At 47.1% G+C, this 3,239-nt stretch carries 2 protein-coding genes; both read right to left on the bottom strand.

Features of this window, described 5'->3' with window-relative positions:
* Nucleotides 1-429 (bottom strand): ATPase, T2SS/T4P/T4SS family (locus NZ772_16170; GenBank protein MCS6815091.1); only part of this gene is annotated, 429 nt, incomplete at its 3' end.
* Nucleotides 430-456: 27 nt separating this feature from the next.
* Nucleotides 457-2,496, bottom strand: a complete 2,040-nt coding sequence (locus NZ772_16165; GenBank protein MCS6815090.1) for a GspE/PulE family protein — start codon at nt 2,494-2,496, stop codon at nt 457-459.
* Nucleotides 2,497-3,239 lie beyond the last annotated feature (743 nt).

The raw sequence follows: 3,239 nt of genomic DNA, 5'->3' as shown, positions 1-3,239 counted from the left end.
AGCCAGTGTAGTAGTCTTACCTGAACCCGGTGGCCCAGTCACTAGAATCAAACCCCTAGGCTTCTCTGACATTTCCCGCACTACATCAGGCAGCCCCAGCTTATCAAAGTTAGGAATTTTGGAACTTAAGGCTCGTAGACATGCAGCCCACGTTCCTCGGTCTTTGTAGACGTTGACACGAAATCTAGCTAACCCCTTAACCCCGTAAGAGCAATCTAGTTCCCAGTTTTGCTCTAGCGTCTTACGCTGAGTGTTGTTTAGCATACTGAAGATAAGGCGCTGCACTTCTTCAGAACTCAGGGGATCGCAGTCGATAGGGGAAAGATGGCCACTGATACGGAAATAGGGTGGTAGTCCTGCCGTCAAGTGCATATCAGAGCCACCCATCTCAATCATTTGCTCCATCAGGTCTTCAATCATCAATTCCATCGGCATAGGACAATTTCCTCAATGTTTCTAGTCTTGAAAACGGGGAGTCATGCAATAAATACACTCCAGCCATTCAGGGCGAAGCCCAGCGCCGCACGAGCGACATGACAGAGCACTCTTTCGTTTAGCCTTCAGCTCTGCCTCTAATCCAGTGTCTGTGTAGGTTACACGCTCCACTTCTTGGAAGGTAGTCAGCCCCTCTCGCACCAGGTTCAAACTGTAGGCTAGTAAAGTTAACATGCCATTTTCAACGGCAATTTCCTTAATCCGTTCTGTAGGTGCACGATCAACAATAGCCGCTAGCAAATCTTCTGTTGCTCGCATTACTTCATAGACACCGCAACGTCCTTTGTACCCTACTCCATTACACTTAGGACACAGAGTTCCTTTGGCTCGTTCCTCCTGAATTTGCTCTGGAGTGAGCACCTTAGCCTTGTAGAAGGTAAAGTTTCGTTCTTGCGATGGTGTCATGCCAAAGCGTGCAAACTCAGCCTCAGTTGGAGTGTATGAAATACGACACTCTGTACATACCCGACGCATCAGACGCTGAGCAATTACACCTATGAGTGCCCCAGATACCATGAACGGCTCAACTCCCATTTCATCCAAACGGGCGATCGCACCAGCCGCATCGTTAGCATGGAGCGTTGTCATCACCAAGTGCCCAGTCAGAGATGCCTCGATCGCAGTCTTGGCCGTCTCTAAGTCTCGCGTCTCACCCACCAGGATAATGTCGGGGTCTTGGCGCATAAAAGCACGTAGAATGTTAGCGAAGTTTAACCCCTTTTCTCGAATTACCTGCACCTGGTTAATGCCAGGGAGTGCATACTCAATTGGGTCTTCTGCCGTACAGATGTTAACGCCGGGATCATTACGCTCTGCTAGGATTGAATACAACGTCGTGGATTTACCTGACCCCGTTGGCCCTACTACCAGGATCATCCCAAAGGGACGACTTGCCATCTCTCGCACACTTTCTAGAGTGTCGGGGTTAGTGATTAGCTTATCTAGCCCTAGCTGAGTAGACGAGTTGTCTAGAATTCGTAAACAAACCTTTTCACCGTATCGACCAGGCACTGTGTTGACACGAAAGTCAACCTTGCGTCCTTGGAACACACGACGAATTCTACCGTCCTGAGCTGCTCGTCGTTCGGCAATATCCAGATCTGCAATAATCTTGAAGCGAGAAATCAAGGCGGGAATAATTTTCTTGGGTAGTGGATCGAATGGTTCATGAAGAACACTGTCTTTGCGGAAGCGAACTCGTAAACAATCTTCCTGTGGCTCAATATGAATATCGGATACACCATCAGTCAGTGCCTTGGCCAAGATCTTATCGACAGTTTTGACAATTGGAGCCGCCGTCGAGTCAGCAATAACATTGCTTAAGTCACCTTCAAGATCTTCCTCTTCTTCATCGTCCTGAAGCTCATCTCCGAGTGCTTCTGCGTCAATCTCTAGATCTTCCTGGGTAACCTTCCTAAACTTACCCTGAAACTTCGCATCCGCCTGAGCTTGCTGCTCAGCAGCAACCTGCTCGTCTAGGAACCTATTGATAATCTGCTGATAGTCATCAATCGTAATGACTCGGCGGCGTAGGGCTAATCCTAATGGGCGCAAAATTCGATTGAGGTCATCTTGGGCATCCAGGTTATCTGGATCGACCATAGCCACGAGTACCGTTGGAGTCTCGCCATCTTCCTTCGAGAGGGGAACCAATCGATAACGACGGCACAACTCTAAGGGTATTAAAGTCTTAATCAGCTCTCCTACCTGATCGGTTGGCACTAGATTAATTTCAGGATCTAGAGACTCAACCCCATATAGAATCTTCAGCTCGAACAATTGCTGCTTCTTGTAGTGCCGCACCAACTCAAGGGACAACTCTTTGCCAGTCATCTCTTGAAGAATCTGAGGCAATGGCCGAGCGTTAGGCTTGCGGCTTTCAACCAGTGCCTGCCGCATTTGTTCCCTACTAGCATAGCCAGATTGAACCAGCTTATTCCCGAACGGAGACAAGTCATTCCTAACAACAACAGCGCGGCGCTGGGACGAAGAGTTAGTCATAGCCAGACAAAGAAGATTCCTTTGAGATACTTTCTAGAGAGATGCTAGCGGTCGCAAGCAGAACTACCTGAAGCAACTCACAACTTTGCCACAGACAACTACTTACCTGACAACTAAGCTAAAACACTAGCCCCGTATAACAAACATTAGCCAGATTCGACAGCTACTATCAACTAGTAGTTCTATTAATAGCTGATCATGCCCTTAAGAATAACCTAACAGGCATGAATTGTGCCAACTCTTAAAATTTGAGAGTTAGTGAGTCTGAATTTAGCCAATCCCAGTTCTATCCAGCCCCAGCCCAAGAGTTTATGTCATTTTCAAGCAAGTTTGACTTGGCTGCCAAACATCATCACCGTTATTTTAGGAATGCATCACTCTACAGGCACTACGGGTACGGAATCTTATACGAACTTTATGGCCTATTTAGCCCTATTTAGCTAAGATTAGTGCTAACTTAGCTATAAGAAATACAACTAATGTACTTGAAGTGTACTCAAGGTTACGGGTGTAGCTGCTGCCTCTATGCAGGTTGTATAGGGGCCTATGCTCTTTGGTAAGAGATGGGATGCCTTGTGCACGACGTTTGCATGTAGCTAACGTTTGTGTAGTAGCATCTTAAGTAATGAGGAGTTAATGTTGGTGGCTTTCTAGCCAAGCGACAGGTCAAGTTTAGGTGTTTAAGAACCAGGGACAAGTCAAGTAGATGGTTAGTGACGAGCAAACTGTGGCTGATTCTATGC

It is taken from the genome of Cyanobacteriota bacterium (assembly GCA_025054735.1).
Taxonomy (GTDB): domain Bacteria; phylum Cyanobacteriota; class Cyanobacteriia; order SKYG9; family SKYG9; genus SKYG9.
The sequence above is the reverse complement of the archived record's forward strand: the minus strand, read 5'-3'. Positions and strand labels throughout refer to the sequence as shown.

What these genes read in the sequence shown, in the direction of transcription:
- NZ772_16165 (MCS6815090.1), bottom strand. Translation starts at nt 2,496, where the DNA reads ATGACTAACTCTTCGTCCCAGCGCCGCGCTGTTGTTGTTAGGAATGAC.